The following is a 5,495-nucleotide window of genomic DNA, read 5'->3' on the forward strand; positions in this document are numbered from 1 at the left end:
ACGCTTTAATAAAAATTATGTTAAAAGTGATTTTACTCAAGTAAAACTTATCATTTGAACGACAAATTATTGGCACTTAATAGCATAATTCTTTGAGCGACTTTTTCAGCAAGCCCTATTTATACTTCCCACACCCCACACCCCACACCCCACACCCCACACCCTACACCCTACTTCCCCACTCCCCACACCCCACTTCCCCACTTCCCCACTTCCCCACACCCCAACGTCTAACTGATCACTGAAAAAGGCGGGATCGGCCGGGATCGAACCGGCGGCCTAGCGCTTAGGAGGCACTCGCTCTATCCAACTGAGCTACGACCCCAATTTTTTCCCTAACCATAATAAGCCATCCACGGCTAAACTGTTGATTGCCGTGGATTATTTAGAAGTTTTTTCGGGGGGTAATCCCGACTAATCAGGTAAAAAACGCCTCGATACCCACCCACTTTCTGTTTTATGGCCGTGACCTTGGCAGTATATTAATTTTATTTGCCCTTGAAGGCTTTTTGAAAATTCTTGCGATAGGCGGGATTAACAGCCAACAGAAGCGGCCAGAACAGTGTTAGAGCTAAACGATTGGGTAAACTGGGACTAAAATTAGTGCTTCTGTACCCATTCCAGAATTTCCAACCACCGGCACCATAAAGAATTATTAAGATAAAAATAACGAGTCTCATGCCATCTCATCCTTAGATTTAGACAATTCACATCTCCTATTTTAAGCTTGGGTTTTGCCGACTTGGGAAAAGAAAATATTGTTCTGAATCGGGGGGACGGTGTTAGAATGCCGGTTAGGAACTGGCTCGATCGAGGTCGGGAAACTAAAGCCAGAATTTGGAAAAAATATTTAAAAACGGCGAAAAGATAGCCTTGGGAGGAAATTATGCGAGCGGTATTAATGGCAGGTGGTTCAGGGACAAGATTACGTCCGCTTACTTGTGATCTTCCCAAACCGATGGTACCGATTCTCAACCGTCCCATCGCCGAACATATTATCAATTTACTACGAAAGCATGACATTACCGAAATTATCACCACCCTGCACTATCTCCCCGATGTCATGCGCGACTACTTTCAAGACGGCAGCGACTTTGGGGTAAAAATCACCTACGCTGTGGAGGAGGATCAACCCCTAGGCACCGCAGGATGTGTGAAAAATATTGCCGAATGGTTAGATGATACCTTTCTGGTGATTAGTGGCGATAGTATCACCGATTTTGACCTCCAAAAAGCGATCGCATTCCATAAAAGCAAAAACTCGAAAGCAACCCTCGTCCTGACGCGGGTTCCCAATCCGATCGAATTTGGGGTAGTGATTACCGACAAAGAAGGCAGAATTCGTCGTTTTATCGAAAAACCATCCACCAGCGAGATTTTTTCCGATACTGTCAACACCGGAACCTATATTCTCGAACCAGAAGTCCTCGATTATCTCCCCTACAAAGAAGAAGCCGACTTTTCTAAAGATTTGTTTCCGCTGCTGCTGCAAAGGGGCGAACCTATGTATGGTTATGTGGCCGATGGTTATTGGTGCGATGTCGGTCATCTGGAGGCCTACCGAGAAGCGCAATACGACGCTTTATCCGGCAAAGTTAACCTAGAATTTCCCTATCGAGAAAAATCCCCCGGGGTGTGGGTCGGTACTAATACTTATATCGATCCTAGCGCCCACATTGAGGCCCCGGCCATGATCGGCAATCATTGCCGCGTTGGTGCAAATGTTCTGATCGAGAGGGGTTCGGTTATCGGCGATAATGTCACCATCGGTGCTGGTTCCGATCTGAAACGTCCCATCCTCTGGAATGGTGTGGTGATCGGGGATGAGGTCAATTTAGCCGCTTGTACGATCGCTAGGGGAACCAGAATCGATCGACGGGCCCAGGTACACGAAGGTGCGGTGATCGGACAATTATCGATCGTGGGGGAAGAAGCGCAGATCAATTCCGGGGTCAGAGTCTGGCCGAGTAAACAGATCGAATCGGGAGCCATCCTCAATATTAACCTGATTTGGGGAAATACTGCCCATAAAAACCTCTTTGGTCAACGAGGAGTATCGGGCCTCGCTAACATCGATATCACGCCCGAATTCGCCGTTAAACTAGGGGCATCCTACGGTTCTATCCTGAAACCGGGGTCAACGGTAATCGTCTCCCGGGATCAACGTAGTGTCTCGCGCATGGTCAGTCGATCGCTGATTGCCGGTTTAATGTCCGTGGGGGTGAATATCCAAAACCTACAAGCGAATGCTTTACCGATTTCGCGGACTTTAGTGGCTAAATTAAACGTAGTCGGTGGAATTCACGTTCGTATTCATCCCGATCGCCCGGATTTTCTCTTAATCGAGTTTTTAGACGAAAAAGGGATTAATGTTTCCAAAGCTAGGGAAAAGAAAATCGAAGGGGCCTATTTCAAAGAAGATCTGCGACGGGTGGGAATGCAGGAAATCGGCAGTATGTCCTATCCGGCTGATATTCTCGATAATTACCGCAAAACCTTTGAAACTCAGCTAAATGTGGAGGCCATTCGCAATAGTAGCTCCAAAATCGTCATTGATTACGCCTACGGAGTCTCAGGGGCAATTTTACCAGAATTACTGGCTAAATTTGGCTGTGATGCCGTGGTTCTCAATGCCAGTTTACGTCAGAATGCCCTTTCCATGCAGGAAAGAGAGTTACTGATCCATCAATTGGGCCATGTGGTGGAGGCCCTGAAAGCGAACTTAGGCGTACAAGTTTCGGCCAACGGGGAACAATTAGTCCTCGTCGATGAGAGTGGTTTATCGATTCGCGGGGAACAATTAACTGCTCTAATGGTGAATACAATTCTGACCGCCCATCCTCGCGGTACAGTGGTAGTGCCGGTTCATGCTTCTAGTGCCGTGGAACAGATCGCGCGTCGTCACGATGGCCGGGTGGTGCGGACAAAAGCCAGTCCTAGCGCTTTAATGGAAGGATGTCAAACCAATCCTAATGTGGTTTTAGGAGGATGTGGGCAAACTGGCTTTATTTTTCCGCAATTACATCCCGGTTTCGATGCCATGTTCAGCGTGGCGAAACTTTTGGAGATGTTAACCATTCAGGAACGTTCTCTAGCTCAGGTGCGGGCCGAGTTACCGCGCATTTACAATAAGAGTACGGCGGTGCGCTGTCCTTGGAAAGTAAAGGGATCTCTGATGCGCTATCTGGTGGAAACTCACGCTACCGATAATCTAGAGTTGATCGATGGGGTGAAGGTGATTAATCCCCTTAATGATGACTGGGTATTGATTTTACCCGATGCCGGAGAACCTTTAGTGCATATCTATGCTAACAGTGAGCAGCAGGAATGGGTCGATCGGACAATTAAAGAATATCGTCATCGTGTCCAATATTTCGTCGAACATTACCAAGGCGAAATAGTGATGATTTAAGATTTTTTTGCCCTATTAGCCCCCGAAACTTGACTATGAGGATTTTTTTGACCTAAAAGGTGGCGTAGCCCTGTAGATGCTCATTTTTCCCGTAAAAGCAAGGCGATTCGATCGGCCGCTGCCTCACCGGTGCGGATCGCTCCCTCAAAAAATCCCGGCCAGCGATCGGCCATTTCTGTGCCGGCCCAGTGAATCGGTCCGACGGGAGCAAAAAGAGCCTCGCCGAAACTTGTCCAGACTCCGGGGGGCATAAAAGCGGCATAGGCTCCACCAGTCCAGGGATCCCCGGGCCAATCCACCTCATCGTAACTGATCGGGAAAAGGGCCTCTTGACCGAAATAAATAGCTAAATCCGAGAGGACGGCGGCACGGCGCGCTGGGCCACTCATCGAGCGCCAACGGTTATAGCGATCGCCAACCACAAAGGTGGCGATTACCCCGACGCCGGTTTCGGGATCGGAACTATCAGCACAGAGTTCCAACCATTGACAATTCCCCTGAGCAACTCCCGCTAGTCCCTGTTTTCGCCAGAAAGGTCGCTCATAGGAAATCAGGATTTTAGCGCAGCATCCCATCGGTACTCGTTGGGTTAGTTGTTCTCGCTGGGGTGGCAGCGGGGGATCATAAATAATGCGGCCGGCAAGATGGGGCGGCATGGCAATGATGGCAAATTTGGCGGTAAAAGTATTCTGGCTGGTTTCTATGGTCACGCCGGCCGAGTCATAATTAAGGCGAAAAACCGGTTCCCCCAGTCGAATTCGCTCTCCTAACTCCGCCGCAATCTTGTCGGGAATTTGTCCGGCTCCGCCATGGATCAGTTCGGCTTCTGGATGTTCGGCCTGAGGGGCGCAATTTTGTCCCCAAAGAACGTGCAGCAGTGAGACTTGGTTGGGTTCGGCCGGCCCGAGAAAACCCACTGCACGCGCCATATAAGCAAAATACCATTGACCAAAATCTGTGCTGGTGTTTTCTTCAATCCACTGGGCAAAAGTTTTACTGTCTAGTTTTTTGGTGTGATCGTTGCCTTGGGGATAACCTGAAGGTAGGGTTTTGGCTAGTTCTTGAAAACGCGCCCATGCTGACATCGCATCTTGCCATTCTGCCGCGCCGATATCCGGTACTTCTCCCTCGTGGAAACCTTGAAAAAAACCATTGAATTCATAGCGTTTGTTGTTAAAGACTAGGACGGTTTTTCCCTGATTGGGAGAGGGAAAACGACGTATTTTATACTCATCGAGGAGGGCCAAAAAACGCTCTTGGGTTGGGCCTACCCACTGACCACCTCGATCGATCCACTGTCCGGAGGGGAGATATTGACCAGACATTCTACCACCGTAACGATTTCGCGCTTCGATTACCAGAACTTGATGACCTCGCCTCTGGAGATTCCGCGCGGCGATTAATCCTGCTAATCCCGCCCCGACAACGATACATTCATAGCTAGTCCACTGGAGATTTGTCATGATTTTAGCCCCACAGAATATTTTATAATTAACAATTGTTATTCTCCCCGATTTTTGCCTCAGTTTCTCTATCCATTGGCTCTTTTGATTAAATTATCTGCTGCTATCAATGTTTGATCTTCTTAGCGATCGCTTAAGCCAACACCTAGAACAAATTGTCCGAGAAAGAAACCCTTTTTTCTCTAGTCAAGGACATTTTTATGTGCGAGAATACCTGCGGCAAGAGTTAGGCAATTGGGGAAAGGTTGAATCACATTTTTTCTCATTTCAGGGAAAAGTTTACGAAAATTTAATCTTGGATTTGCCTAACAACAGTCAAAAACCCCCGATTTTAATTGGCGCTCATCTCACTCAAACTGGATTTTTTGTACTTCACCGCCGAACAATTTTTTAAAATTCCCTTGGTGTAACGATCTCTGTTTTCCCATAGCGTTGCAGTATAAGCAAATCATTGTCACCAGTAATGAGATAGCGTGCTTCCAGCAATTCTCATTTTAAAAAGTAACAAGTGATACAGACAGAAACAAAGCTTTAAGCAAGCTACAAAATGCGCTCCCGCGAGTGCGACTGCATCGCAGAGAAGTGAGTATATAGAGTATTTATACTCAAAATATTTGAAA

The 5,495-nt window shown here is 47.5% G+C and carries 3 protein-coding genes, 1 tRNA gene and 1 pseudogene; 2 read left to right on the forward strand and 3 right to left on the reverse strand.

The window, feature by feature from the left end; genetic code table 11:
• Window positions 1-251 precede the first annotated feature (251 nt).
• A tRNA-Arg gene (locus IM477_RS20115) sits at window positions 252-325 on the reverse strand.
• 163 nt (window positions 326-488) lie between these two features.
• Complete coding sequence (locus tag IM477_RS20120) at window positions 489-680, reverse strand: hypothetical protein (protein WP_287733223.1); 192 nt, start codon at window positions 678-680, stop codon at window positions 489-491.
• A gap of 206 nt (window positions 681-886) precedes the next feature.
• Here IM477_RS20120 and IM477_RS20125 point away from each other — a divergent pair, with 206 nt between their 5' ends.
• Complete coding sequence (locus IM477_RS20125; protein WP_287733224.1) at window positions 887-3,412, forward strand: mannose-1-phosphate guanyltransferase; 2,526 nt, start codon at window positions 887-889, stop codon at window positions 3,410-3,412.
• Window positions 3,413-3,492: 80 nt separating this feature from the next.
• Here IM477_RS20125 and IM477_RS20130 read toward each other — a convergent pair whose 3' ends face one another.
• Window positions 3,493-4,875 (reverse strand): flavin monoamine oxidase family protein, encoded by a 1,383-nt coding sequence (locus IM477_RS20130; RefSeq protein WP_287733225.1) that lies wholly within the window; start codon window positions 4,873-4,875, stop codon window positions 3,493-3,495.
• Between the two features lie 109 nt (window positions 4,876-4,984).
• Between IM477_RS20130 and IM477_RS20135 the strand changes: the two are divergent.
• A pseudogene (locus IM477_RS20135) lies at window positions 4,985-5,221 on the forward strand (peptidase M28); the annotation flags it as partial.
• Between the last annotated feature and the right edge of the window lie 274 nt (window positions 5,222-5,495).

Source organism: Microcystis sp. M090S1 (assembly GCF_020246295.1).
In the GTDB taxonomy this organism is placed as follows: domain Bacteria; phylum Cyanobacteriota; class Cyanobacteriia; order Cyanobacteriales; family Microcystaceae; genus Microcystis; species Microcystis aeruginosa.